This window comes from Arthrobacter sp. N1, from assembly GCF_048288285.1.
GTDB lineage: Bacteria > Actinomycetota > Actinomycetes > Actinomycetales > Micrococcaceae > Arthrobacter_D.
This window is the reverse complement of sequence record NZ_CP102608.1, coordinates 263,289-286,496: the sequence shown is the minus strand read 5'-3', so window position 1 is coordinate 286,496 and position 23,208 is coordinate 263,289. Positions and strand designations below refer to the sequence as shown.

The 23,208-nt window shown below is 70.1% G+C and carries 24 protein-coding genes and 3 tRNA genes; 10 read left to right on the top strand and 17 right to left on the bottom strand.

Going from position 1 to position 23,208, the window contains the following annotated elements; all coding sequences use genetic code 11:
• Positions 1 to 27: 27 nt before the first annotated feature.
• The 5 genes from NVV32_RS01420 to NVV32_RS01400 all read left to right on the top strand — a co-directional run bounded on the left by NVV32_RS01420 (position 28) and on the right by NVV32_RS01400 (position 4,898).
• Positions 28 to 1,200 carry a Gfo/Idh/MocA family protein gene (locus NVV32_RS01420; RefSeq protein WP_422391112.1) on the top strand — a complete coding sequence of 391 codons (1,173 nt, stop codon included), beginning with the start codon at positions 28 to 30 and terminating at the stop codon, positions 1,198 to 1,200.
• 38 nt (positions 1,201 to 1,238) lie between these two features.
• Positions 1,239 to 2,237, top strand: coding sequence for a sugar phosphate isomerase/epimerase family protein (locus NVV32_RS01415; RefSeq protein WP_422391111.1), 999 nt, complete (start codon positions 1,239 to 1,241; stop codon positions 2,235 to 2,237).
• Between the two features lie 155 nt (positions 2,238 to 2,392).
• Positions 2,393 to 3,217 (top strand): ammonia-dependent NAD(+) synthetase, encoded by an 825-nt coding sequence (gene nadE, locus NVV32_RS01410; RefSeq protein WP_055765504.1) that lies wholly within the window; start codon positions 2,393 to 2,395, stop codon positions 3,215 to 3,217.
• A 26-nt stretch (positions 3,218 to 3,243) separates the two neighbouring features.
• Positions 3,244 to 4,053 (top strand): exodeoxyribonuclease III, encoded by an 810-nt coding sequence (locus NVV32_RS01405; RefSeq protein WP_422391110.1) that lies wholly within the window; start codon positions 3,244 to 3,246, stop codon positions 4,051 to 4,053.
• The gene (locus NVV32_RS01400) at positions 4,050 to 4,898 is read left to right on the top strand and encodes a hypothetical protein (protein WP_422391109.1); all 849 of its coding nucleotides are present in this window, start codon (positions 4,050 to 4,052) and stop codon (positions 4,896 to 4,898) included. The genes NVV32_RS01405 and NVV32_RS01400 overlap by 4 nt, the downstream gene beginning before the upstream one ends.
• A 109-nt stretch (positions 4,899 to 5,007) precedes the next feature.
• Here the strand turns inward: NVV32_RS01400 and NVV32_RS01395 are convergent, their stop codons facing one another.
• The 14 genes from NVV32_RS01395 to NVV32_RS01330 all read right to left on the bottom strand — a co-directional run bounded on the left by NVV32_RS01395 (position 5,008) and on the right by NVV32_RS01330 (position 15,559).
• Positions 5,008 to 6,018 (bottom strand): LacI family DNA-binding transcriptional regulator, encoded by a 1,011-nt coding sequence (locus NVV32_RS01395; protein WP_055765513.1) that lies wholly within the window; start codon positions 6,016 to 6,018, stop codon positions 5,008 to 5,010.
• A 2-nt stretch (positions 6,019 to 6,020) separates the two neighbouring features.
• Positions 6,021 to 6,908 carry a carbohydrate ABC transporter permease gene (locus NVV32_RS01390; RefSeq protein WP_422392075.1) on the bottom strand — a complete coding sequence of 296 codons (888 nt, stop codon included), beginning with the start codon at positions 6,906 to 6,908 and terminating at the stop codon, positions 6,021 to 6,023.
• A gap of 74 nt (positions 6,909 to 6,982) precedes the next feature.
• Complete coding sequence (locus NVV32_RS01385; protein WP_055765516.1) at positions 6,983 to 7,948, bottom strand: carbohydrate ABC transporter permease; 966 nt, start codon at positions 7,946 to 7,948, stop codon at positions 6,983 to 6,985.
• A gap of 137 nt (positions 7,949 to 8,085) precedes the next feature.
• Positions 8,086 to 9,432, bottom strand: coding sequence for an ABC transporter substrate-binding protein (locus tag NVV32_RS01380; protein ID WP_055765520.1), 1,347 nt, complete (start codon positions 9,430 to 9,432; stop codon positions 8,086 to 8,088).
• A 246-nt stretch (positions 9,433 to 9,678) separates the two neighbouring features.
• On the bottom strand, positions 9,679 to 10,329 hold the full coding sequence (locus NVV32_RS01375) for a hypothetical protein (RefSeq protein WP_422391108.1): 651 nt from the start codon (positions 10,327 to 10,329) through the stop codon (positions 9,679 to 9,681).
• Positions 10,326 to 10,928, bottom strand: a complete 603-nt coding sequence (locus NVV32_RS01370) for a DUF6286 domain-containing protein (RefSeq protein ID WP_422391107.1) — start codon at positions 10,926 to 10,928, stop codon at positions 10,326 to 10,328. The genes NVV32_RS01375 and NVV32_RS01370 overlap by 4 nt, the downstream gene beginning before the upstream one ends.
• Positions 10,925 to 11,317 (bottom strand): hypothetical protein, encoded by a 393-nt coding sequence (locus NVV32_RS01365; protein WP_055768868.1) that lies wholly within the window; start codon positions 11,315 to 11,317, stop codon positions 10,925 to 10,927. Before NVV32_RS01365 ends, NVV32_RS01370 begins: the two co-directional genes overlap by 4 nt.
• Positions 11,318 to 11,376: 59 nt before the next feature.
• Positions 11,377 to 11,568 (bottom strand): DUF2273 domain-containing protein, encoded by a 192-nt coding sequence (locus NVV32_RS01360; protein ID WP_055768871.1) that lies wholly within the window; start codon positions 11,566 to 11,568, stop codon positions 11,377 to 11,379.
• Positions 11,569 to 11,575: 7 nt separating this feature from the next.
• Positions 11,576 to 12,091 (bottom strand): Asp23/Gls24 family envelope stress response protein, encoded by a 516-nt coding sequence (locus NVV32_RS01355; RefSeq protein ID WP_422391106.1) that lies wholly within the window; start codon positions 12,089 to 12,091, stop codon positions 11,576 to 11,578.
• A gap of 125 nt (positions 12,092 to 12,216) precedes the next feature.
• Positions 12,217 to 12,699 carry a hypothetical protein gene (locus tag NVV32_RS01350; protein WP_055765526.1) on the bottom strand — a complete coding sequence of 161 codons (483 nt, stop codon included), beginning with the start codon at positions 12,697 to 12,699 and terminating at the stop codon, positions 12,217 to 12,219.
• A gap of 249 nt (positions 12,700 to 12,948) precedes the next feature.
• Entirely contained in the window at positions 12,949 to 14,958 is a 2,010-nt protein-coding gene (locus tag NVV32_RS01345) for an alpha/beta hydrolase-fold protein (protein ID WP_422391105.1), read from the bottom strand.
• A 223-nt stretch (positions 14,959 to 15,181) separates the two neighbouring features.
• Positions 15,182 to 15,254 (bottom strand) — tRNA-Phe (locus NVV32_RS01340).
• 71 nt (positions 15,255 to 15,325) lie between these two features.
• Positions 15,326 to 15,399 (bottom strand) — tRNA-Asp (locus tag NVV32_RS01335).
• Positions 15,400 to 15,486: 87 nt separating this feature from the next.
• Positions 15,487 to 15,559 (bottom strand) — tRNA-Glu (locus NVV32_RS01330).
• Between the two features lie 177 nt (positions 15,560 to 15,736).
• Between NVV32_RS01330 and NVV32_RS01325 the strand changes: the two genes are divergently transcribed.
• From NVV32_RS01325 to NVV32_RS01315, 3 genes are all read left to right on the top strand, one after another.
• A complete protein-coding gene (locus NVV32_RS01325) occupies positions 15,737 to 16,108 on the top strand; it encodes a metallopeptidase family protein (protein WP_422391104.1) in 372 nt (123 codons plus the stop codon).
• Between the two features lie 128 nt (positions 16,109 to 16,236).
• Positions 16,237 to 17,511: a coiled-coil domain-containing protein gene (locus tag NVV32_RS01320; RefSeq protein ID WP_422391103.1), complete on the top strand. Its 1,275-nt coding sequence runs from the start codon at positions 16,237 to 16,239 to the stop codon at positions 17,509 to 17,511.
• Positions 17,508 to 17,861, top strand: coding sequence for an NlpC/P60 family protein (locus NVV32_RS01315; protein ID WP_235498685.1), 354 nt, complete (start codon positions 17,508 to 17,510; stop codon positions 17,859 to 17,861). The genes NVV32_RS01320 and NVV32_RS01315 overlap by 4 nt, the downstream gene beginning before the upstream one ends.
• Positions 17,862 to 18,054: 193 nt before the next feature.
• On the opposite strand, the gene NVV32_RS01310 is transcribed toward NVV32_RS01315, so the two are convergent.
• Positions 18,055 to 19,074 (bottom strand): universal stress protein, encoded by a 1,020-nt coding sequence (locus NVV32_RS01310; RefSeq protein ID WP_422391102.1) that lies wholly within the window; start codon positions 19,072 to 19,074, stop codon positions 18,055 to 18,057.
• A gap of 255 nt (positions 19,075 to 19,329) precedes the next feature.
• Here NVV32_RS01310 and NVV32_RS01305 point away from each other — a divergent pair, with 255 nt between their 5' ends.
• Positions 19,330 to 19,983 (top strand): FAD-dependent monooxygenase, encoded by a 654-nt coding sequence (locus NVV32_RS01305; protein ID WP_422391101.1) that lies wholly within the window; start codon positions 19,330 to 19,332, stop codon positions 19,981 to 19,983.
• Between the two features lie 30 nt (positions 19,984 to 20,013).
• On the opposite strand, the gene NVV32_RS01300 is transcribed toward NVV32_RS01305, so the two are convergent.
• Positions 20,014 to 20,640 (bottom strand): copper resistance CopC family protein, encoded by a 627-nt coding sequence (locus tag NVV32_RS01300; protein ID WP_422391100.1) that lies wholly within the window; start codon positions 20,638 to 20,640, stop codon positions 20,014 to 20,016.
• A gap of 141 nt (positions 20,641 to 20,781) precedes the next feature.
• On the opposite strand from NVV32_RS01300, the gene NVV32_RS01295 reads away from it, so the two are divergent.
• Complete coding sequence (locus tag NVV32_RS01295; protein WP_055765540.1) at positions 20,782 to 22,233, top strand: NCS2 family permease; 1,452 nt, start codon at positions 20,782 to 20,784, stop codon at positions 22,231 to 22,233.
• Positions 22,234 to 22,305: 72 nt separating this feature from the next.
• Here the strand turns inward: NVV32_RS01295 and NVV32_RS01290 are convergent, their stop codons facing one another.
• The gene (locus NVV32_RS01290; protein WP_422391099.1) at positions 22,306 to 23,097 is read right to left on the bottom strand and encodes a 3-hydroxybutyrate dehydrogenase; all 792 of its coding nucleotides are present in this window, start codon (positions 23,095 to 23,097) and stop codon (positions 22,306 to 22,308) included.
• Positions 23,098 to 23,208: the final 111 nt, after the last annotated feature.

Here is a 23,208-nt window from a genome sequence, read left to right as displayed (position 1 = left end):
CTGCGTCCGCCATGAGATAGAGGAACTATGCCCCACGACGTCGCGCCCCTGAAGATCGCCCTGATCGGGCACGGTTTCATGGGAGCCGCACACTCCCAGGGATGGCGGGTCGCACCGCGGTTCCACGACCTGCCCGTCCGGCCCGAGATGACGCTGCTCGTGGGGCGGAACGCCGGGGCGGTGGATGCAGCAGCCGGGAAATGGGGCTGGCAGGAGACCGCCACGGATTGGCGGGAGGCCGTCGACCGTGACGACATCGACGTCATCGACATCGTCACGCCGGGTGGCTCCCACGCCGAGATCGCCATCGCGGCGCTCGCGGCGGGGAAACATGTCCTGTGCGAGAAGCCCCTGGCCAACACCCTGGCGGAAGCCGAGGCGATGGCGGATGCGGCCGACCGCGCCGGCACCGACGTCTTCGCGATGGTCGGCTTCACCTACCGGCGGGTCCCCGCAGCGGCCTTCGCACGGGATCTCGTCCTCTCCGGCGCCATCGGCGACGTGCGCCAGGTCCGGGCCAGCTACCTGCAGGACTGGCTGGTTGATCCGGAGGCACCGCTCACCTGGCGCCTCAAGAAGGATCAGGCAGGATCAGGCGCACTCGGAGACCTGGGAGCGCACGCGGTCGACCTGGCACAGTTCATCACCGGCCAGAAGGTGACCGGGGTGAGCGGCCTGCTCACCACGTTCGTGCACGAGCGTCCGATCCCCCTCGACGCAGTCGGGCTCGGAGGCACGCCCGGCCTGGACCGCGGGCAGGTCACCGTCGACGACCTCGCGCTGTTCACCGGCCGGTTCGACGGCGGAGCGGTCGGTTCGTTCGAGGCGACGCGGATGTCCACCGGGCGGAAGAACGCGCTGCGCCTGGAGGTGGCAGGCACCACGGGAGCGATCTCCTTCGACCTGGAGAGCATGAATTCGCTGGGATTCTACGACGCGACGGCACCGCAGACGCGGCAGGGATTCACCGAGATCATGGTGACGGAACCGGATCATCCCTACCTCTCCGCGTGGTGGCCTGCGGGCCACGCCCTCGGATACGAGCACGGCTTCGTCCACCAGGCGAAGGACTTCATCGAGGCCGTCGCGGAGAAGCGCCAGCCGGCCCCCTCCTTCGCCGACGGACTCCAGGTCCAGAGGGTCCTCGCCGGCGTGGAGCGCAGCGCGGTCAGCGACAGCATCTGGACCAGCATCATCTAGCGGCACCGCCCCCGACCACACTCTTCCAAGGAGCCCGAATGTCCCGCAAATTCACCCTGTTCACCGGCCAGTGGGCCGATCTCCCCTTCGAGAAGGTCGCCCAACTGGCCGGCCAGTGGGGCTACGACGGACTCGAGATCGCCGTCTCGGGCGACCACCTCGACGCCTGGCGCTGGGACGACGACGCCTACATCCAGGACCGCCTCGACATCCTCGAGCGCAACGGCCTCAAGGTGTGGACCATCTCGAACCACCTGAAGGGCCAGGCCGTCTGCGACGACCCGATCGACTTCCGCCACCAGGCGATCGTCGGCCCGAGGGTGTGGGGCGACGGCGACCCGGAGGGCGTCCGGCAGCGCGCCGCCGAGGAGATGAAGCTGACCGCGAGGCTCGCGAAGAAGCTCGGCGTGGACACCGTGGTGGGCTTCACCGGCTCCTCCATCTGGCAGTACGTCGCGATGTTCCCACCGGTTCCGGCGTCCACGATCGAGGCCGGGTACCAGGACTTCGCCGACCGCTGGAACCCCATCCTCGACGTCTTCGACGAGTGCGGTGTCCGCTTCGCCCACGAGGTCCACCCCTCGGAGATCGCCTACGACTACTGGTCCACCCAGCGCACCCTCGAGGCCATCGGCCACCGCCCCGCGTTCGGCCTCAACTGGGACCCGAGCCACTTCATGTGGCAGCAGATCGACCCGGTGGCGTTCATCTCCGACTTCAAGGACCGGATCTACCACGTGGACTGCAAGGACACGAAGATGCGCATGGGCGGTGGGCGCAACGGCATCATGTCCTCGCACCTGCCCTGGGGGGACCCGCGTCGCGGGTGGGACTTCGTCTCGACGGGCCGCGGCGACGTGCCCTGGGAGGACAGCTTCAGGGCGCTCACCGCGATCGGCTACACCGGCCCCATCTCGGTGGAGTGGGAGGACGCCGGCATGGACCGGCTGCAGGGCGCTCCCGAGGCGCTCGCCTTCCTGAAGCGCTTCGACTTCTCGCCGTCGGACACCTCCTTCGACGCGGCGTTCAGCCAGTAGCCCGGGGCGGAGCACGCCGGGTGCACACCCGACCGGCGTGCTGGACCCGCAGGAGCGCACGCGGGTCCGGCAGCCCGGTGCGGTCCGCCGACCCCGCTCCGACATCCCCCAGATTTCGTAACCTTGTAGAAATGGAACGGGAGTAGCCTTGGGGCATGCGTGAAATCCAGGCTCAGATCATCGCGGAGATGGGCGTCGAGCCCACCATCGACCCGGCGGCGGAGGTGCGCCGCCGGGTCGGATTCCTGAAGGAGTACGTCCGGTCCACGGGCACCCGGGGCTTCGTCCTCGGTATCAGCGGTGGGCTCGACTCGACGCTCGCCGGCAGGCTCGCCCAGCTCGCCGTGGACGAACTGCGCTCCGAGGGAGCGGACGCCGACTTCATCGCCCTGCGCCTGCCCTACAACGTGCAGAAGGACGAGGAGGACGCGCAGGCCGCGCTCGCCTTCATCGAACCCCGCACCGCGAAGGTCTTCAACGTGGCCCCCGCCGTGGACGGCATCCAGCAGGAGTACGCGGACGCCCTCGGCGAGCGGGTCACCGACTTCACCAAGGGCAACACCAAGGCCCGTGCCCGGATGGTGGCCCAGTACGCGATCGCGGGCCAGCACAACCTGCTGGTGATCGGCACGGACCACGGTGCGGAATCCGTGACGGGCTTCTTCACCAAGTTCGGTGACGGCGGGGCGGACATCCTGCCGCTGTTCGGCCTGAACAAGCGCCAGAACCGGGCACTGCTGCAGGAGCTCGGCGCACCCGCCGCCCTGTACAACAAGATCCCGACGGCGGACCTGCTCGACGACCTGCCGGGCCAGGCCGACGAGCACGAGCTCGGCCTGACGTACGAGCAGATCGACGACTACCTCGAGGGTCGCGACGTGGACCCCGACGCAGCGAAGGCCATCGAGCACCGCTACTCCATCACGCGGCACAAGCGCACCGTACCCGTGACCATCTTCGACTCCTGGTGGCGGGAGTAAACAGCGCCGTTGGTAACGTAGGGACCGTGAAGATCGCCACCTGGAACGTCAACTCCCTCCGTGCCCGCGCCGACCGCGTCGAAGCCTGGCTCAACCGGTCCGACGTCGACGTGGTCGCGCTGCAGGAGACGAAGTGCAAGGACGACAACTTCCCCTGGGACCTGTTCGAGAACAGCGGATTCGAGGTGGCGCACTTCGGCCTGAGCCAGTGGAACGGCGTCGCGATCGCCTCCCGCGTGGGCCTCGACGACGTCGAGCGCACCTTCCCCGACCAGCCCACCTTCGGCAAGCCGGGCACCGAAGCCGTGCAGGAGGCCCGCGCCATCGCGGCGACCTGTGGCGGGGTCCGCGTGTGGAGCCTGTACGTCCCGAACGGGCGTGCCCTCGATGATCCGCACATGCCCTACAAGATCGACTGGCTGGACACCCTTCGCGGCCACGCCGCCCAGTGGATCACCGAGGACCCGGAGGCGCAGATCGCGCTCATGGGTGACTGGAACATCGCCCCGCAGGACGAGGACGTGTGGGACATCGATCTCTTCGTCGACGGCGGCTACACCCATGTGAGCCCGGCCGAGCGCGCCGCCTTCCAGGCCTTCCTGGACACGGGCTTCGCCGATCTCGCCCGGCCGTTCACCCCCGGCCCGGGCCTCTACACCTACTGGGACTACAAGCAGCTGCGGTTCCCCAAGAAGGAGGGCATGCGCATCGACTTCGTGCTCGGCTCCCCCGCCCTGGCGGGACGCGCCACCCATGCCTTCGTGGACCGTGAGGAACGCAAGGGCAAGGGCGCCTCGGACCACGCCCCCGTCATCGTGGAACTCAGCGGGCCGTGAGCCGCGGGGGCGCTCACGCCCGGCCCTTCCCGTACGTCTCCTACCTCCGCGTCTACGAGCCCCTCGACGCCTTCTCCGACGCGCAGCAGCTCGTGATCCTGCAGCAGCGCTCCCGTGGGCGCGGACTGACGGAGTCGATGGAGCAGGAGCAGTCGCTGCGCCGGGCGATGCGTCCGGTCTCCGATCCGTTCCCCCACCACGAGCCCGAGCTCGTCAGGGTGACGCACTTCCCCGGCGTGAACGGCGCGACGGCGCCCTACTACTGCCCCAACCAGCTGGCCGTCCGCACCACCCTGGCCGCCGAATCGCTCGACCAGAGCCTGCGCGGTCCCTTGATCGATGTCCTCGTCCCCGAGGTGGCACGCGAGGCCCATCAGGCCCGGCTCGATCCCGACACGTTCGCGGACTCCGTGGCCAAGCTGCACACGCGGTCGGCGACGTGGGGAGTGCCGTTCGCCTGGTTCGCCCTGATCCACGAGGACGACCTCACGGAGGTCGTCGAGGACGACGGCCGTGTCACCACCGTCCGCGTCACGGCGAGGATCGGCGACTGCATCGACCGCGGACGCCGTTCGGTCGCCCAGCTCGCCATCGGCGCCCCGGAGATGGACCTCCTCGACGAACTCACGGAGATCGTCGAGTGGCTCGAGGTGTTCCGCCGTGATGCGGTGGTCGAGGTGGACTACGGTCCCGTCGCCGATCGCGTCTTCCCCGACGACTCGCCGATGGACGTGCGCCTCGGCATCGAGAGCCTCGCCGAGGCGGACATGATGGGCGCCGCGGCGTCCTACCGACGGCTCGCCTCACGCTGGATCCCCATCCGGCAGCTCGCCCGCTCCTCCTGAGCACGCGGCCGCCGGCCCGCACCGCCGGAAGCCGCCGGAAGCCGCCCGAGGTCCGCACCGCGGGAACGGGCGCGCGGTGCCGCTCCCCGCCCGGCACGACGACGGCGGATCAGGGCCTGACCGGCCCCGTCGTCCAGCGCTCGACGAGGGTGTGCGGTCGCGACGGCGGGTAGTCTGCCGGCTGGTTGCGCAGCAGCTCGCCGAGCAGGAGGTCCGCGGCGAAGGCGCCCTGGTCCTCGGGGTCCTGGCGGATGGTGGTCAGGCCCATCGGCTCCGCGAACTCGTGGTCGTCGATGCCGATGACGGACAGCTCCCCCGGTACGTCGATGCCCAGTTCCGCCGCGGCCTTCAGCACACCGAACGCCATCTCGTCGGACGAGCAGAACACCGCCGTCGGCCGGTCCTCCGGATCCTCGAGGAGCGTGAGGGCCGAAGCCCGCGACGTCGCGAACCGGAAGTCGCCGAAGGCGGACCAGTCCTCCCGCACACCCAGACCGTGCGCGGCCATCGTGTCCTGGAACGCCTGCTCGCGGATGCGCGGCACCTCGAAGTCGATGTCGAAGGACCCCCCGCCGCGCATGTGGGCGATCCTCGTGTGGCCGAGGCCGATGAGGTGCTCGACGGCGTCGCGTGCCGCCGCGGCGTCGTCGATGCCCACGTGCCGCACCCCCTCCACGGCCCCGCCGACCACGATGCTGGGGTACTCCAGCTGCTGCACGGCCTTCCGCTCCTCCTCCGTCAGGTGCATGCACATGACCAATAGGGCATCGATGCGCTTGCGGAGGATGGAGCGGTGGAACACCCGGTCACGGTTCACGCCGGCCCCGCCGAGGCTGAAGACGATCAGGTCGTAGCCGGCGGCGCGCAGCTGCCGGTCCACGCCCTCGAGGACGGCGGAGAAGTACCAGCGATCGATCACCGGGACCAGGACGCCCAGGGCCATGGTGCGCCCGGAGGCGAGCCCGGAGGCGGCCGACGACGGCACGTACCCGAGCTCCTTCGCCGTCGCGGTGACCCGCGCACGGGTCTCCTCCGCCACCCCGGGGAGACCCCGCAGTGCCCGGGAGACGGTGGCCGTGGACACCCCGAGGGACGCCGCGACGTCGTCGATGCTCGTCACGATCAGCCCTTCAGGCCGCCTGCCAGCAGCCCTCGGACGAAGTACCGCTGCAGTCCGAAGAAGACGGCGAGGGGCACGATGATCGAGACGAAGGCACCGGCGGTGAGGCGCTGCCACTCGCCGCCGCGCGAGCCCTGGAGTTCCGCGAGCCGCTGGGTGATCGGGGCGACGTCGGCCCCGCCGCCCGAGAAGACGAGGGCCACCAGGAGGTCGTTCCACAGCCACAGGAACTGGAAGATGCCGAACGAGGCGAGCGCCGGCGTCGCCAGCGGGACGATGATGCGCCAGAAGATGGTGCTGTGTCCGGCACCGTCCACCCGCGCCGCCTCGATGACCTCACCGGGGATCTCGGCGATGAAGTTGTGCAGCAGGAAGATCGCCAAGGGCAGCCCGAAGATGGTGTGGGCCACCCAGAGCTGGGCGTAGGTGCCGCTCGGCAGGAGCTGGAAGTCACCGAACGTGAGGACCTGCGTGAACAGCTGCAGCAGCGGGATCAGGGCCATCTGGAGGGGGACGATCTGCAGGGCGAAGACGAAGATGAACAGGCTGTCCTTGCCCTTGAAGCGCCCCCACGCGAACATGTAGGCCGCCATGGCCCCGAGGACCAGCGTGAAGATGGTCCCGGGGACCACGATCGCGAGCGAGTTCACGAAGTAGGACAGCAGGTTCGGGGACTGGCTGCCGCCGGGGCTGAGGACGTCCGCGTAGTTCTCGAGCGTGAACTGGCGGTCCGTGATGACGTTCCACCAGCCGTTGCCCTTGATGTTGTCCTCCGGGCGGAAGGACGAGATCAGCAGGCCGAAGGTCGGAATGGTCCAGATGACGGCGATGATCACCGCAGCAGCCGTGGCGGTCCGCGAGGTGAGTCGCTGCTTCACCCGGCGCTGCATGGTGGGGCGGCCCTGCGTGGCGTCGTCGGCGACGTCCGGCAGGAGGTTCTTCTTGTTCTCCAGGGGAACGGTGCTCATCGGATTTCCTTCTGCTTGCGGAGCAGCCGGGCGTTGTAGACGACCACGGGCAGCACCATCAGGAACAGGACCAGGGCGAGTGCGGCACCCCGTCCGGGTTCACCCGCCCTGAACGCCTGGGTGTACATCTCATTGGCCACGACGGAGGTCTCGTACTGGCCGGCGGTCATCGTCCTGACGATGTCGAAGACCTTCAGCGTGCCGATCGTGATGGTGGTGACCACGACGATGAGCGAGCCGCGGATCGTCGGGATGGTGACGTTCCGGAACTGCTGCCATGCACTGGCGCCGTCGAGTCTCGCCGCCTCGACGATCTCGGTCGGGATGCCCTTGATGGCCGCGGAGAGCACCACCATGGCGAATCCCGTCTGGATCCAGATCATGACGGCGATGAGGAAGAGGGTGTTCTCGGGGGCGTCGAGCAGGAACTGCTTCGGTTCCTGGCCGAACCACACGAGGATCTGGTTGAACAGCCCGATCTGGTCCTGCTCCGGGCCCTTGTAGGCGTAGACGAAGCGCCAGATGACGCCGGCGCCGACGAAGGAGATGGCCATCGGCATGAACACCAGTGCCTTCAGGGCCTTCTCTCCGCGGGCCCGGTCGATGAACACCGCGTAGGCCAGACCGATCGACGATGCCAGCAGCGGCACGAGGACCACCCAGATGACGGTGTTCCTGAGGGTGACGAGCGCCTCCGGCTGGGTGAACATCCAGACGAAGTTGTCCAGTCCCACGAACTCACCGTTGCGGTCCGTCAGGGAGAGGTACGAGGTCTGGAGGGCCGGGTACACGAGGCCCACCGCCAGCAGGACGAGTGCCGGCGCCAGGAATCCGGCGATCTGCACCTTCTCGCGGCCCGACTTGGGGGCGCGATCCACGAGCAGCATGATCAATCCGATGATGGCTGCGAAGACGGCGAGCCCCACCACCACCTGTAGCCCTTTTTCTGCAATATCTTCCACAGCACAGCCTCCTTGGTGCGCATGACGTGATGGGGGGAGGGTCGGCAGCACCGGGTACACCGCGGCGAGCGTGGTGTACCCGGTGCCGTCGACGACGCCCGGTGCCGACCTGCGGGCCGGCACCGGGCGTCAGCGCATCAGGAGCTGGGCCAGCTGTCCTCGACGGACTGCGTGACTTCCTCGGTGGAGGAGCCGTTGATCCAGTTGACGATGCCGCTCCAGAAGGAGTTGGCGCCCACGGCGCCGGGCATCAGGTCGGAACCGTCGAAGCGGAAGACCGTCTCGGGGTCCTGCAGCAGCTCGATCGACTGGCGGTCGAGGTCCGACTGCGCGACCTCCGGGTCGAGTCCCTTGTTCGCGCTGATCGCACCGCCCTGGGAGACGCGGGCGTTGGCGAACTCGGCGCTCGCGAGGTACGTCTGCAGCGCCTGCACCTCGGGCCGGTCGGCGTAGGCGCCGATGAGCTCGCCTCCACCGGTGATCGCAGTGCCCTGGGAGGCGTCGATCGGCGGCGTCATGAAGGCCCAGACGTCGCCGTCCTCCGCCACGGTGGTGCCCTCCGGCCAGTTGGCGGCCTGGAAGGACGCCTGGTGGTGCATGGCGCACTGGCCGTCGAGCACCGGCTGCCCGGCTTCGGCGAACGGCGTGGAGAGGATGGACCGGACGTCGCCGAAGCCACCGTTGACGTTGCTGTCGTCCTTCAGGATCTCGCCGACCCGGTCGAAGGACGCGACGATCTGGGGATCGTTGAAGGGGATCTCGTGCGTGACCCACTGGTCGTAGACCTCAGGGCCGTGCTCGCGGAGTACCGCGTCCTCGACCCAGTCCGTGCCCGGCCAGCCGGTGGCCTCACCGGACTCGAAACCTGCGCACCAGGGCTTGACGTCGCCGCCCTCGTCCGCGATCTGCTCCGTCAGCTCGGTCATCTCGTCCCATGTGGTGGGGACCTCCCAGCCGTTCTCCTCGAAAGTGGCCGGGACGTACCAGACGTAGCCCTTGACGTTCGCGAGCATGGGAGCGGCGTAGAACGTGCCGTCCACCGTGCCGTACTTCTTCCAGTCCTCGGACCAGTTCTCATCCACGAGGTCCGAGACGGCCTGGGGGGCGGCCACGAGGTTCGAGGCCTGGTCGGCCAGCAGGCCGGGCTGCGGGAAGATCGCCAGGTCCGGAGCGGTACCGCCCTGGGCGCGGACGCCGATCTGCGTCTCGAACTCCTTGGACCCCTCGTAGGCCACCTCGATGCCGGTGCACTCGGCGAAATCCGCCCAGGAGTTCTCGAGCAGCTCGGCCTCGAGGTCGACGATGGTCGAGTAGACGCTGACCTCGGCGCCGTCGAAGGTGCCGTAGGTCTCGTAGTCGGCGCAGTCCGCGTCACCGGAACCGGCGCTGTCGTTGCCTCCTGATCCGCATCCTGCGAGCGCGAGGAGGGAAACACTGAGTGCCGCGACGGGCACCATCAACCTGCGTGAGCGAAGTATCGCCATGGAAAAGACTCCTTTGTCCTGCGGACCGCGAGGGTGCCTCGGCAACCTGGTTGCCCGCCTCGACTGCGCCGCCTCACTGATGTGTACCTGAACAGTAAGCGCTTACATGACCACTCACAAGTGGGTCGGCCGGGTCCGGGATTTCGATACCGAAACGTGACGCGCGTCGCACCCCTGCGCATCGGCGGCGGTTCCAGGACATCACCAGGACATCGCCAGGACATCGCCGGGATGAGCGGAGAAGAACTAGTCGACGCGCTCGGTGCGCATGAAGCGTGCGCGGGCACCCGAGGTGATGCTGATGAGCACCGGCGTGCGGTACCCCGTGACGGCGTCCAGCGCCTCGACCAGGCGGGAGACCTCCTCGGCGACCGCATAGGGAGGGACGCCCTTCCGCGGGAACACCCTGACCTTCAGGCCCGGGACGCCGCGGATCTCCCAGGTGCTCACGGACGCACCGGCGAGGTCCGACCGCTCCAGCAGCGCGGCCTTCAGCGCCTGCTCCGCGGCGGCGGCGGTGATGGTCACCGTCCCGCGGACGCTCCCGTCGTCGTCGCCCGACGAGGCGGTCGCCCTCCGCCCGCGACGTCCGTCCACGGAGGCGAACAGGCCCGTGCGCCCCCGCCCCTGCGCGGCGATCCACAGGAGGAGCAGGACGATCACGACCACGAGCACGGCGGCCAGGGCGATCCACAGCCAGGTGTCGGCCTGGCCTTCGAGCGTCGTCCCGGTCCGGACGTCGGCGATACGGTCCCCGATCCGCGGTGCCGTCCGGTTCCACCACGGCGCGACGCCTGGCAGCACCAGGAGCGCGAGCCCGAAGGCGCCGGCCGCGAGGGCGATGAGCCCGACGACGGCGAGGAGGAGTCGGTTGAGCAGGCGCGGCGTGGTGTTCACTGGCCGATCACCCCCGTCTCGGCCACGACGACGGAGATCCGCGGTGCGGGTTCCACGCTGGAGCGGCGCAGGTCGTCGGCCACCGCGGCGCGGACCGCGTCGGCGTCGACGGGCATCCCGGACGTGGGACGGATCTGCACGGTCACGGATGACCGCCCCACCGTCACGAGGACCTGCTCGGGAGCCACGCCGGCTGCCGTCCTAGCTCGGCGGGCGAGCGAGGACGCCACGACCTCGGCGTCGACCACGACGGCGGCGCGACCGTTCGGGATGGTGTAGCGGGCACGGCGGCCCGGCACCAGGGCGAGCAGGAGGAGCAGGAGCCCGAGCACGAGCAGCAGGAAGGAGCCCGCACCGAGGAGCGACGCCGGGACCCCGGCCGGGACAGCCCCGATCCACGCGGCCGCGGCGTCGAGGTCCACGAGGAACGGGCGGTCCCCCACCGCCTGCAGCACCGCCTCGAACAGCAGCACGAGGCACGCCAGCACCAGGACCACCGCGGTCACCACGGAGGACACGGCACGGGAGGAGTGCATCTCGCGCCGGACGAGGCGCGCCGTCCCGGCGGCCGTGGAGCGGTCGAGCGGATCGTCGGTCACAGGACCCTCGCCCCACGGGTGACGGTGCTGCCGATGATGCGGATGTCGACCCGGCTGAGCCGCGCACCGGTCAGGTGCTGGACGCGGTCGAGGATCTGCCCGCGCGCGGCATCGGCCCGGGACCACAGGGGTCCGCCGAAGGAGTCGACGACGGACGGATCCTCGGCCACCCGCGTGAGCGCCGGTACCGGCAGGGGCAGGGCGAGCTGGAGGGCCAGGAGACCGGCGTCATCCGTGAAGGACGCCTTCACCTGGGCGGGTGCGACGCCGAGCACCTCGGCGGTCGCGGCGCGCGCGGTGCTGGTGAGGGCCTGCGTGGTGATGCGGTTGTGGCCCTCGCGGGGGCGGGCATCGGGACGTGCACCCTCGGCGTCCCGCGGACCTGCGATGAGTACCGGGCCGATGCGCGGGGGCCGGACGGGCGCATCGGCTGGAGGTACCTCTCCGGTCACGAGGACGAGCGACGGCCGGCCAGGGCGTCCAGGACGCCGCGGAGATCGAGCTTCCCCTCGGCGATCCGCCCCAGGACGGCGCCGCCCAGCATGAGGACGAGGGTGAGGAGGAAGCCCCAGAACCCGAAGATGAGCGCCGCGAAGGCGAGGACGGCGCCGGCGGCCATGCCGATGGTGGTGGGTGTCAGCATCGCGTCACTCGCCCGCCTGCTCGAGCTGGGTGGCGCCGGTCGGGCGGAGGCGTCCGGCCGACCCGGACCCGACCCGCCGGGTCTCTGTGGTCGCCGACACCGTGGCCCTCGACTCGGTCCTCGACTCCGCGGGCGGGGGCAGGTGCACGTCGAGGACCTCGATGTTGACCTCGATGACCTCGAGCCCCACCAGGTCCGTGAGGGCGTCGTACACCGCGGCGCGCACCGCGTCGGCGAGCGCGTTGAGGGCGAACCCGTAGTCGGCGACGAGGCTGATGTCCACGGCGAGCTGCGTCTGCCCGATCTCCACCTTCACCCCGTGCGAGAGGTCGTTCGCGCCGACGGCGTCGCGGAGGGCACCGAGCGCCCGTCCCGTCCCCGGGCCCAGGGCGTGCACGCCGGGAACCGCCCGGGCGGCGATCGCCGCGATCTTCATGGCGGCCGGATCCCCGATCACGGTCCTGCCGGCTGGTGCGTCCTGCAGGACGGGCAGAGGCCGCCCCATGGATTGCTCGGTCATCGACGTCCCTTTCGCTCGTGCCCCAGCCTAAGCCACGGGGCGCAGCCCGCGGGACGCGAGCGCGTCGTCGTCGCACGTCAGCGGCTTGCGCTGCCGTGCTCCGTCGGGACGGACCCGGGTGGGGGTCAGGAACGGTCGCAGTGCCGGCCGAGCCAGTCCTGCACGGGCGTCATCGCCCGGCGGAACGCCTCCTCGTCGAAGGTGCCGGAGCCCTCGGGCGGCGCCTCGACCGAGGTGGCGAGCCGCGTGAAGTCGTCGTGGAGTTCGGCGGGCACCTTGTCGCGGAGCACGAGGAGCTGGTCCTCGAGGGTTGCGAGGTCCTCCGCATCGGCCGAGGACCGCAGGCTCAGGGGTGCGAGCATCGCCGTCGTCATCCCGCCGGCCACGATCACGCAGTGGGGCGACGGATCGGTGGCCGCGGAACCGGTGGCCCCGCCGTCCTCGGGAGGGAGGGCATCCGACGCCGGCGTCCCGCCCGGAACCGGCTCGGCATACGGGCTGGCGGGCATGGTGAGCAGGGTTCCGGTCGGCGACGGATCACCCTGACTGCACCCGGCCAGGCCCAGCGCGAGGGCACAGAGTCCGACGACGGACGGCGGGATTCTCACAGGTGCCCTTTCGTCTCGGTACGGTGCCGGAGGTTCAACGCGTGAAGCCTCGACAATGATCCCAGGTGGTTCCCCCGGGCAATCGATGGGCCGCGCCGTTCGGACGGAGACCCAACGGAAACCCACCGGACGGGCAGCCGTCCCGGTGATGGTACGGTGCCAAACCCCGGTTTGGCTGGGAGGACGGAGGGCTCCGCCGCATCGCGACGGAGCCCTCCTGCGGTGGCCGGGCCTGCGGTCGGCCTCGGGTCAGCGCTTCCCGCCCTGCGCGCGGGAGGGCAGCACCTTCACCTTCACGACGGCGCCGACGTTGCCCGCGGCGTCGACGGCCCGGACGTACACGGTGGCCGCCCGGTCACCGACCGCGATCGGGCCACCGTACTCCGAGAAGGAGCCGTTGTTGCGGTTCACCGAGTACTCGATCCGGGAGATACCGGTCCCGTCCTCGGCCTCGACCACCACGGTGCGGGTCGCGGCATCGAGGGCTGCAGATACGGTCGGTGCCGTGGTGTCGGCGCCGAACGCCTCGCGTACCTGGTCGGAGTGGAGGCCGAAGGAGTCCGCGATCCGGGGCACCCAGCAGTCATCGTTGTGCCGGCCCCCGGGGTAGACGGCGGAGGTGTGGTCGATCCCCTTCGCGTCGAGCAGCGTGTCGAGTGACCGCACCGCGTTGTCGAACCGGTAGTCGTCCTCCTCGCATGCGTCGTAGAAGAAGGCGTAGCGCGAGAGCTGCTCGGTGCTGCGGGCGGCGACGTCGGCCAGCGGCGAGGCGGACTGCCCCGCCGGCCCGCCGGGCGAGGTGACGCCGACGAGGGCGGGCGCCAGGCTCAGCGCGCCCATGTGGGAGGCGAGGGACGAGAACAGCTCGGGGTGCGCCAGCCCGATCGAGTAGGCGCCGAAGCCACCCATCGAGACGCCGGACAGACCGCGGAACTCACGGCCCGCGAGCGTGCGGTACTCGGCGTCCACCTGCGGGATCAACTCGTCGACGAACATGCTGCGCCAGGGCGTTCCGCCCTCGTTGTCCACGTACCACAGCGATTCGCCGTCGGGCATGATGACGATCGACTCCTCGAGGCCGCCGGTGGTGTACAGCTCGTCGAGCCGCGCCCCGAAGTCGCGGGGCTCCCACTCGCGGCTGCCGCCGTTGACGCCGTGCAGGAGGTACACCACCGGGTACTCGCGGTTCGGGTTCTCCAGGTACGACGGCGGCAGGTAGGTCACGTACTCGCGGCGCGCGTCCTCGAGCCCCGACTCGACGAAGTCACGGAAGAAGCGGGACTGGTTGCCGCTCTCGGTCCGCGTCGCGGCGTCGAGGGTGAGGAACTCCTGGGTCCGCGGCTGGAACGCGAAGGGCGCCCCGTCCCGCGTGCCGGAGATGGTGCGGTTCGTGTCGACGAGCAGGCGGTCGTCATCGGACCGGATGATCTCCACGCCGCCGTCGTCGACCGTCAGGGTGCCGGACTCCGCGAGCCAGCCGCGGATCTCTCGCTCGCGCCGCTCACGGTCGCGCCCGTCGTGGAAGTAGTCGTCGGAGAGGGTGGCGAGGTAGGCGTCGGCATCGCCCGCCGCGAGGGCCGCGGCCTGGCGTCCGAGGAGGTCCGTGACCCATGCCGTGGTGGCCGCATCGGCCGGCGAGCCGCTGATCCCGTAGACCTGCTCACGGAGCGCGTCCTTCGAGAAGAGGCCCACGGGACCCTGGTACCAGCCACCGCCACCTGACATGTCGAAGAGCCGGACGGCCAGCGTGTTGGTCCCACCGAAGACGGGCGCCTCGGCCGGGACCGGATACAGGCGCTGCTCGAACCACTGGCTCTGGGCGTTCGGCGGCATGGAGCCGGAGCCGCCGATCTTCACCCCGTTGAGGAACGCCTCGTCGACGTCGTCGAGGAACCCGAGGGACGCCACGAGGTTCTGGCCCTCGGCGCCGGCCGGCAGCTCGAAGGTGAGGCGGTACCAGCCGTAGCCGTCGTAGTCCGCGAACTCCGGTGCGCCGTCGGTCTGGGGGACCTGCAGATCGGTCCAGGCGGAATCGTCGAAACCGGGCGCGGCGTACGCCGGATCGTCGCCCGTGGCGAACTTCCAGGTACCCGAGAGGTCGAGGTCCACCGCGGCGGCGGCTGACGGAGCCTCGGCGGAGGTGCCGGCGGCCGGGCCGGGTGCGGCGGAAGCCGGCAGGGCCGGCGAGAGGGCGACGGCGGCGATCGCGAGGGAGGCGACCAGCCGTCGGGTGAACGTGGGGAGGTACTGCTGCGCCATGCGCGTGCTCCAACTTCGTCGTTGAACAGGGACATCCCGAACTTACTGGGAACGTTCACAGAATGCGAGCAGTCGATCTCCCGCCGCCGTCGGGGCGCAGCCCGGCGACGTCGATGCCGGGTGGGGGACGCCGTGGTGTCGGATGCGCGACGAGGTGGGGTCGGGCCTGCTCCGGTCATCCGGACAAAAGAAAAACCCCCGGGTATCCGGGGGTTTTCAGCGGTGGCTCCGACCGGCGTCGATCCGGTGACCTTTCGATTTTCAGTCGAACGCTCTACCAACTGAGCTACAGAGCCTTGCGACCATCTTCGCGATGATCACCGTATCCAGCCGGGCGGGACTCCCCGAGGGGATCCAGCCGCCTGAGCGACCCTGACGGGACTTGAACCCGCGACCTCCGCCGTGACAGGGCGGCGCGCTAACCAACTGCGCTACAGGGCCTTGCTAACTTCACTTGCCGATTTGCAAGAGTTCCAGCCTACCAGCACTTTTCGCTCCGGTTGACCGCCCGCGAGGGCTGCTCATGCGTACCCCCAACGGGATTCGAACCCGTGTCGCCGCCGTGAAAGGGCGGTGTCCTAGGCCACTAGACGATGGGGGCCAGAACCACAGTTCGGGTTCCTGCGACCTTCCGGAACACGGTGCATTTCCGGCGGATCATTCCCTGTCGTGGACCTATAAAACTATAGGGGCACCGTCCCGAATCCACAAAATCACCACCCGGCACGCAGGACCGGGCCGGTCACCGACGCAGGCCCCGTGTCGGTACGATCGGGGCGTGCCGTTCGAGATCACCCGCCAGGAGTTCGAGGAAGCCGTCGACGACGCGATCGATCGTATCCCCGACGACCTCGCCCAAGCCATGGACAACGTGGCGATCTTCGTCGTGGAGGAGTACGAGCCCGGCCCCGGCGAAGCGCCGGACACCGAACTGCTCGGCCTGTACGAGGGCACACCGCTCACCGAGCGCGACGGCTGGTGGGAGGCCGGCTCCCTGCCGGATCGGATCAGCATCTTCCGTCAGCCACTCATGCGCCTGTGCACGTCGCGCGAGGAACTGGTCGAGGAGATCCTCGTGACCGTCGTGCACGAGGTAGCGCACCACTTCGGCATCGATGATGCCCGATTGCACGAACTCGGATGGGGCTGACGCGACACGCGGTCGAGTTCCACCCAAATGACACGGATGTTGTTTACGATTCGCAAGGGACGCCTGTTGTCAAAGTGACTCAAGGCGCCCTATCGTCGTGACTGTTGTGTGACCTATCACCACCAGGCGTGACGAGAGAGCGACAGAACGTGCAGTCATCGAGCAGTACGAGCCACTCTTTCCGCCGCAGCATCGCAGCCCTCACGGCCGCCGTCCTGCTCGGCGGATCGGTCATCTCCCCCGCACTCGCCGCTCCCCCGGTCGCGACATTGCGGTCCACGGACATCCCCTCGCTCGAGGAGATCGACCGCGCCCAGGACGACGCCGCAGCGACCGCGGGCCTGGTGGAGGACATCGAGGACGTCATCGCGGCGGCCGGCACCCAGCTCCAGGAGGCGCAGCTCTCGGCGTTCCAGATGCAGAACGCCTACACCACGGCCCTCGCCGTCCTCGAGGAACGGCGCACAGCAACGGATCTGGCGGAACAGCGCGCGGAAGAGGCCGCCCGTCGGCACGCTGCCGCCACCGACCAGGTGGGCAGGCTGGCCGGTGACCTGTACCGCTCGGGCGGGATGAACCCGGGGATCGAGAGTGTGCTCGACGGCAGCGATCCGGACGAGGTCATGTACCGGGCGTCCACCCTCTACGGGCTCTCGAGCAACAGCACGCGGACCCTCGACGATGCGGCGGCGGCCTCCGAGGCATGGACCTCCCTGACCGAGGACGCGGCGGCAGCGCGCCAGGCCGCACAGGACGCCGCCGACGACGCGGAGGCCGCAGGGAAGGAAGCCCGGACCGCCGCCGACGACGCCCAGCGCCTCGTCGTCGAGAAGGCGACGGAGCGGGCGACCCTCGTCGGACAGCTCGCCACCCTGCGCAATACGACGGCGGAGCTGGAGGACAGACGGATCACGGGTCTCGAGCAGGCCCGGCGCGAGCGGGATCTCGCCCGCACGATCGCCGCATCGGCGGCAGCAGCGGCAGCAGCTGTCGCCGGACCTGCGCCCGCACCGGTCACGTCGCCACCCCTGCGCGACCCGGCACCGATCGATTCCGCTGGACCGCCGCCCACCACGGCCTCCGCGCACCCGCTCCCGCCCTCTCCGAGACTCCTGCACCGGCCCCCGTGCGCCCCGCGCCTGCCGCCCCTGCTCCCGCGGCTCCCGTCCGCCCCGCACCGGCTCCCGTCCACCCTGCCCCGGCTCCCCCTGCCACTCCTGTCCCCGTACCTCCGACTCCCGTGCAGCCCGCACCCGCACCGCCTGCTCCGGTGCAGCCCGCACCCCCGGCTCCTGTGCCGCCCGTGCCCGCACCGCCGGCTCCGGTGCCGGCTCCGGCACCGCCGTCGCCGCCGTCGCCGCCGTCGCCACCCTCGAGCAGCGGTGCCGGCGCCGTCGCCATGAGCTACGCCCTGTCGAAGACAGGCGCGCCGTACTTCTACTCCTGGGGAGGCAACGGGCCGCTGGGGTACGACTGCTCGGGACTCACGCAGCAGGCCTTCGCCTCCGCCGGCGTATCGCTGCCGAGGACCGCCGCCCAGCAGTACTTCGCCGTGCAGCACGTCCCGCTGTCGCAGCTGCGGCCGGGTGACCTCGTGTTCTGGGGTGAGGGTGCCGCCATCTGGCACGTCGCGATCTACATCGGTGACGGCACGGTGGTCAACGCACTGAACCCGGACCAGGGCATCCTCACCACGCGACTGGCGGACATGGCGGGCATGGGTGCCCTGAACCCCTCGGCCGGGCGCGTCTGATCACCGGCCTCCACGCGACAGCGGTCGGACGCCCAGCCGGAGCGGTCCCCCGGAGCATCCAGCCGTAGCGGTCCGTCGAGGCGCTCGGCACCCGCGGTCCACCGGCGTACCCGGCCGCCGGGTCCCGGCCGGAACGCCCAGCGACAGCCCCTGCTGCAGCGTTCCGGCGACAGGGCGCGCAGCGCCGTCCGCGCTAGCGCGCGGGCGCGACCATCGGGCCGAAGGAGCTGCGGTTCTCGAGCCGCGGATCGGCCTTGTCGGGCACCACGAGGACGGGACCGCGGGCATGGTGCAGGACTCCCTGGCTGGTCGAACCCATGAGCATGCCGGCGAAGCCACCGCGGCCCCGCGTGCCCACCACGAGGAGCTCCGCCGTCGCCGATGCCGCGATCAGGACCTCTGCGGGCGGTCCGTCCACCAGGTCCACCGTGATGTCGACGTCCGGGTAGTGGCTCTGCAGCCAGTCACGACCGGCGGCGAGCTGGAGGGCGAGGTCCGCGTGCAGGGCCTCGCGGTCCACAGGTGCCGGCACCCAGGCCAGGGACCCGTTGAACGGCGCGACGGAACAGATCACGCGCAGGGCGAGTCCCCGTGAGCGGGCCTCCTCCCCTGCGGCGAGGGATGCCATCCGGGCCTGCTCAGACCCGTCGACGCCGACCACCACGACCGGTTCGACAGCGAGGGCGGGCTTGTCCCGGTCGCGCCCCTGTTTCCGTCCGAGCTCCGGGTGCCCCAGGCGCGCGCCGGTGCAGACGGGGATGACCGCCGTCGGGCACTTGGCATGAGCGGGGAGGGCGCTGCTGACGGAGCCGAGCAGGCGGCCGACGAACCCGCCGCGACCCCGCGAGCCCACCACCATGAGTTCGGCCTGCTCCGAGAGGTCCAGGAGCACCCCGGCGGCGTCACCCGTCTCGATGCGGGGATGGACATCGACCTGCAGACCGGCCAGGTGCGTCAGCGACTCCTGCAGGACGGACTGTGCGCTCTCCCGGATGACCTCGTCGTCCACGGTGGCGTAGCCGGCGTCCATGCTGGACGCCGCGAAGACCGGCACCGTGTAGGCGGTCACCACGTAGAGCGGCGCCTTCCGTCGCTCGGCCTCCTGGGCGGCCCAGAGCAGGGCGCACGTGCTCTGGTCCGAGCCGTCGACACCGACGACGATCCCGTGCTGCGCCAGCTCTTCCGATGAACCCTCTGTGTGCTCGCTGCCCACGGCAGGCCTCCCTCGGTCGCGTGTCCCGGCCACCGTCGGCGGCCGGTCAACCATTTGTAGCGCACCTCCCGGGGGACGGTCTATCCACGGTCTGAAAAGTTATATAGGCTTCGAGCACCCGTTGCGGGGCTGCCCCCTGGGCAACTCATCCCTGCACGCAGTGCTCTTGGATGACCCGTTCGCAGCCAAGAGTCCGTACGGCCCGGAAGAGGCGCCGGGCCGTACGGGACCAATGCTTCGTGTGGAGGTAACCCGGTGAATTCCTTGCCGCTCGACCCGGTCCGCTCAGCGTCCGCGACGCCCGCGTCCGCGGAGCATACGAGCACCGTGGTGATCGGCTCAGGACTGTCCGGCCTCGCCGTCGCGAGCGAACTGAGCCGCCGCGGTATCGATTCGATCGTCGTCGAGAGCCTCGAGTGCTTCGACTCCGGTGCCATGCGCACCGTGATGACCGACTCCGTCTCGCTGTCCGAGCGGACAGAACTGATGCGCCTCCTGCGCGGGTACGCAGCCGCCCACCAGCTGGACGTGAGGCAGAGCACCGTGGCGGAACAACTGAGCATCATCGGCCACCCCACACTCCTCAAGGCATCCGTGGGGCGGAAGAAGTGGGCCGTACAGACAGCCGACGGCGTCCTCCTCGCCGACCACGTGGTCCTCACCAAGTACCCGCAGAACGAACTCCGGAGATTCCTCCGCTCGATGGGCATCGCGATCGGACGGGACTTCAAGGCGGCGCTGCGGGCGATCGGCCTGCACCTCGTGGGCGTCGGCGAACTGCTCACGCCCACGACGAGGGAGATCGTCCGCCAGGCCAAGCTCGTGAGCGACGCCATCCAGGCCCAGGGTCCCGCGGCGCTGAACCGCATCTCGCCGCCGCGCGCCGCCATCTCCCCGCTGGGCGCGTAGCCGGCGGGACGCCGGCGGCGGTTCCGCGTCCTACCTGTTCGCGCCGAGCCTCCTGCGGGCCGTGAGGGCCAGGGCCACGGCGATGGCCACGAGGGCGGCGATCATCAGGATGACGCTCCACGGGAAGTCACTGACGCCTGCCGCCTGCGTCTCGTTGGTGGCGTCATCCTGCGTGTCCATCGGCCCTGCCGTCGTCGCCGCGTCCGGCACCGTCGTCCCGCCCTGCTGCGTGGTGAAGGCGAACGTCCCCTCGATGGGGTGTGAATCCGAGCTGACGACGCGCCAGTTGACGGTGTACTCGCCGGCCGGCGCCCCGGCGCGCAGCGCCTGCGTCGCCGTGCGGTCCACGATCTCCACGGGGCCCTCGGCCCAGTCCTCGCCTGCCTCGTCGAGCACCTGCACCTGCGATCCGATCCCCGACGGCACGCTCGAGAAGGCGAGTTCGAGCGTGGGGGGAAGGACGGCGATGGTGGTGCCCTCGGCCGGGGTGGTGCCGACCAGCTCGTCATGGGCGCTGGCCGCACCGCCGGCGCCGACGAGCGCGGCAAGGGCCAGGAGGACCGCGAGAAGGCCGGCGGCGGTGGCCCGGAACGGGTGCTTCCGCCGTCCGGATGAGGTCACCGGGCGAAGGGAGGGAGTCTGGAGGAGGGCAGCCATGCTGCAACCCTACGCGGAGACCCTGACCGGGTGCTGGGACGCGTGCCGCCCGCCGGCCGGCGTCATGAACCACCGGGACCGACGGGGCGCCGGGATAGAATCTTCGCGACCGCTCCCGCCCCTTCCGCCCTAGGATCCCCCATGCTCAAAACTGGTTCCGTGCTGGACCGCTATTTCGACATCACGCAGCGGGGGTCGACGTTCTCCCGGGAGATCCGTGGAGGCCTCGCCACCTTCTTCGCCATGAGCTACATCGTGGTGCTCAACCCGCTCATCCTGGCCGGCGCGGATTCCGCCGGCACCGAGCTGGGGTTCGAGCGCGTCGCGGCCGTCACCGCGCTCGTCGCGGGCATCCTGACCATCGCCATGGGTGCGTGGGCCAAGTATCCGTTCGCCCTGGCCACCGGACTCGGCGTCAACGCGTTCGTGGCGATCACCGTCGCCACCAACCCCGGCCTCACCTGGCCGGACATCATGGGGCTCGTGATGCTGGCGGGCCTCACCATGCTCGTCCTGGTCCTGACGGGATTCAGGACGGCGGTGTTCAACGCGGTGCCGGAGAGCCTGAAGACGGCCATCGTCGTCGGCATCGGCCTGTTCATCGCCCTGATCGGGCTCGTCAACGCGGGCTTCGTGCGCCGCGTCCCCGACGTCGCCGGCACCACCGTGCCCGTGGGCCTCGGCTTCGGCGGCGTCCTGATCGGCTGGCCCACGCTGGTCTTCGTCTTCGGCCTCATCCTCACCATCGCCCTCGTGGTCCGCCGGGTGCGCGGCGCCATCCTCATCGGCGTCCTCGCCGCGACGGTGCTCGCCGTGGTCCTCGAAGCCGTGTTCGACGTCGGCCCGAGCTTCATCCCCGGGCAGGACGCCAACCCGGCCGGGTGGTCGCTCGTGGTGCCGGAACTGCCGGCGGGCTCATGGGTGGGACTGCCCGACCTCGGACTGATCGGCAACGTGAGCCTGTTCGGTGCGTTCGGACACCTCGGCGGCACCGCTGCGCTCCTGCTGACCTTCACCATCCTGCTGAGCATCTTCTTCGATGCCATGGGCACCATGGTGGGCCTCGCGAACGAGGCGAAGCTCGTGGACTCCAAGGGGAACATCCCGGGCGTCAACCGCGTGCTGGTCGTCGACGCGCTCGGCGCTGTGGCGGGCGGCGCCGGTTCGGTCTCCTCCAACCAGATCTACGTCGAGTCCGGCGCCGGCATCGGTGAGGGCGCCCGGACCGGTCTCGCCAACGTGGTGACCGGACTGCTGTTCCTGCTCGCTATGTTCTTCACCCCGCTCATCAGCCTCGTACCGTTCGAGGCCGTGGCGCCCGCGCTCGTGGTGGTCGGCTTCATGATGGTGGCGCAGGTGGGCCGCATCGACTTCGATGACTGGGGCATCGCCATCCCGGCGTTCCTGACCTTCATCCTCATGCCGTTCACCTACTCGATCGCGAACGGCCTGGGCGCCGGGTTCATCGCCTTCGTGTTGATCCGCGCCATCCAGGGCCGCGGCCGTGAAGTTCATCCCCTCATGTGGGCCGTCGCCGCCGCCTTCGTGGTGTTCTTCGGCATCGGCCCGATCGAGGAGATCCTGGGCATCTGACCACCGGGAGAAGGAGCGACGACGGCGGATGGGGGACCGCCGTCGTCGCCGGTTCGTGGACCGGACGCCGCGTCAGCGGGCGGACCAGCCGCCGTCCATGACGTAGGACGAGCCCGTCACCATCCCTGCGTCGTCGCCCGCGAGCCAGGCGACGAGCGAGGCGACCTCCGCGGGCTCCACGAGCCGCTTGATGGCGGATTCCGTGAGCATGATCTGCGAGAGCACCTGCTCCTCCGTGATGGCGTGGACGCGGGCCTGGTCCGCGAGCTGGTTCTCGACCAGCGGCGTGCGCACGTAGCCGGGGTTGACGCAGTTGCTCGTCACGCCGTGCGCGCCGCCCTCGAGCGCCGTGACCTTGGAGAGGCCCTCGAGCCCGTGCTTCGCGGTCACGTAGGCGGATTTGTAGGGCGAGGCCCGCAGTCCGTGGACCGAGGAGATGTTGATGATCCTGCCGAAGCCGCGCTCGTACATGCCCGGCAGCGCGGCCCTGATGAGGAGGAACGGCGCCTCGACCATCAGCTTCTGGATGCGGCGGAAGTCCGCCGGCCCGAAGTCCTCGATCGGGCTGACCACCTGGATGCCGGCGTTGTTGACGAGGATGTCCGCCTCCAGGGCGGGCTCCTCCAGCGCGGTGGTATCGAGGAGGTCCACGGCCCACGCCTCACCGCCCAGTTCGTCGGCGAGCGCCGCCGCACCGTCCCCGTCCCGATCGGCGACCACGACGTACGCGCCGAGGCCGGCGAGCGCCCGCGCACACGCCGCTCCGATGCCGCTCGCACCGCCGGTGATCACCGCGCGTCGTCCCTCGAGCGGACCCGCGGAACCACCCGCACCTGGTCGAGCTGCCACTCCGTCGGGGCCCATCGTGTTCCTTCCGCGCCGGGCGGGATGACCCCGCATTCCCCCTGAGTATTCCTGCAGGGTGCAGGAGGACCAATGACCAGTTCGGCAGGCTCCCTCTGCGATACTGCACAC

What these genes read in the sequence shown, in the direction of transcription:
- NVV32_RS01420 (WP_422391112.1), top strand. Translation starts at nt 28, where the DNA reads ATGCCCCACGACGTCGCGCCCCTGAAGATCGCCCTGATCGGGCACGGT.
- NVV32_RS01415 (WP_422391111.1), top strand. Translation starts at nt 1,239, where the DNA reads ATGTCCCGCAAATTCACCCTGTTCACCGGCCAGTGGGCCGATCTCCCC.
- nadE (WP_055765504.1), top strand. Translation starts at nt 2,393, where the DNA reads ATGCGTGAAATCCAGGCTCAGATCATCGCGGAGATGGGCGTCGAGCCC.
- NVV32_RS01390 (WP_422392075.1), bottom strand. Translation starts at nt 6,908, where the DNA reads ATGCAGCGCCGGGTGAAGCAGCGACTCACCTCGCGGACCGCCACGGCT.
- NVV32_RS01380 (WP_055765520.1), bottom strand. Translation starts at nt 9,432, where the DNA reads ATGGCGATACTTCGCTCACGCAGGTTGATGGTGCCCGTCGCGGCACTC.
- NVV32_RS01355 (WP_422391106.1), bottom strand. Translation starts at nt 12,091, where the DNA reads ATGACCGAGCAATCCATGGGGCGGCCTCTGCCCGTCCTGCAGGACGCA.
- NVV32_RS01345 (WP_422391105.1), bottom strand. Translation starts at nt 14,958, where the DNA reads ATGGCGCAGCAGTACCTCCCCACGTTCACCCGACGGCTGGTCGCCTCC.
- NVV32_RS01315 (WP_235498685.1), top strand. Translation starts at nt 17,508, where the DNA reads ATGAGCTACGCCCTGTCGAAGACAGGCGCGCCGTACTTCTACTCCTGG.
- NVV32_RS01300 (WP_422391100.1), bottom strand. Translation starts at nt 20,640, where the DNA reads ATGGCTGCCCTCCTCCAGACTCCCTCCCTTCGCCCGGTGACCTCATCC.
- NVV32_RS01295 (WP_055765540.1), top strand. Translation starts at nt 20,782, where the DNA reads ATGCTCAAAACTGGTTCCGTGCTGGACCGCTATTTCGACATCACGCAG.
- NVV32_RS01290 (WP_422391099.1), bottom strand. Translation starts at nt 23,097, where the DNA reads ATGGGCCCCGACGGAGTGGCAGCTCGACCAGGTGCGGGTGGTTCCGCG.